Annotated in this window: 1 protein-coding gene; it reads right to left on the bottom strand. The window is 37.0% G+C overall.

Annotated features, from left to right (window positions below; translation table 11 throughout):
- Window positions 1-34: 34 nt before the first annotated feature.
- Complete coding sequence (locus ACOI1D_RS21800; RefSeq protein WP_422504301.1) at window positions 35-565, bottom strand: hypothetical protein; 531 nt, start codon at window positions 563-565, stop codon at window positions 35-37.
- Between the last annotated feature and the right edge of the window lie 124 nt (window positions 566-689).

Below are 689 nucleotides of genomic sequence, written 5' to 3'. Positions count from 1 at the left end.
CCATTATTTTTTTTGCAAGGAAAATATGATAGAATTAATGTGCCATAAAGTATGATGATAAATGACCCCAACTCCTTCGCAAGAAGGTGGCTTCGTCAAAGTCCTGGATCATTTTCATGTATTTTATGGCTTCTTTTGTCCGATCCTCCGAGAAACCCAATACATTCCCCAAACCCATAAAAAAGCTATGTATCCAGTGTAGACTATTAAAATATCGATTAAGATGCTGCGCCAGTAACTGGCGACTTCCATTCGGTTTCTTATCCTGTAAAAATTGATAGACTCGGATTAAAACCGTATGTAGCGTATGTTGATAATAAGGAATTAAAAAGTCTGGTAGAATAGAGAAGCTTGTTTCACAAACCAAACATATTAACCGACAAATAGGGATTCTCACAACTTCCTCTTCATTAATGCCATTTCGGCAATAATAGCCATTCCGTTGAACACACGCCCGCCCAGAACATTCACGACAAGGACAGTCCCTAAAAATGGGAAAGTCATTTTCCTTTCCTTTTGCTTCATATGCTAGTAATCCAATGTCAAAGTCATGTGAAATGATCATAAAAAAACTCCCCCTTATAATTTGCAAATAATTTAGCAAATTATCTCAGGAAAGTAAAGTAATCGAACCGGAGGAATCTGAAAAAAACAAGGCCATTTTGGATGGAATAGAGTGACCCTTTACA

Source organism: Virgibacillus sp. DJP39 (assembly GCF_049310925.1).
Classification (GTDB): Bacteria; Bacillota; Bacilli; order Bacillales; family Amphibacillaceae; genus Virgibacillus_F.
The sequence above is the reverse complement of the archived record's forward strand: the minus strand, read 5'-3'. Positions and strand labels throughout refer to the sequence as shown.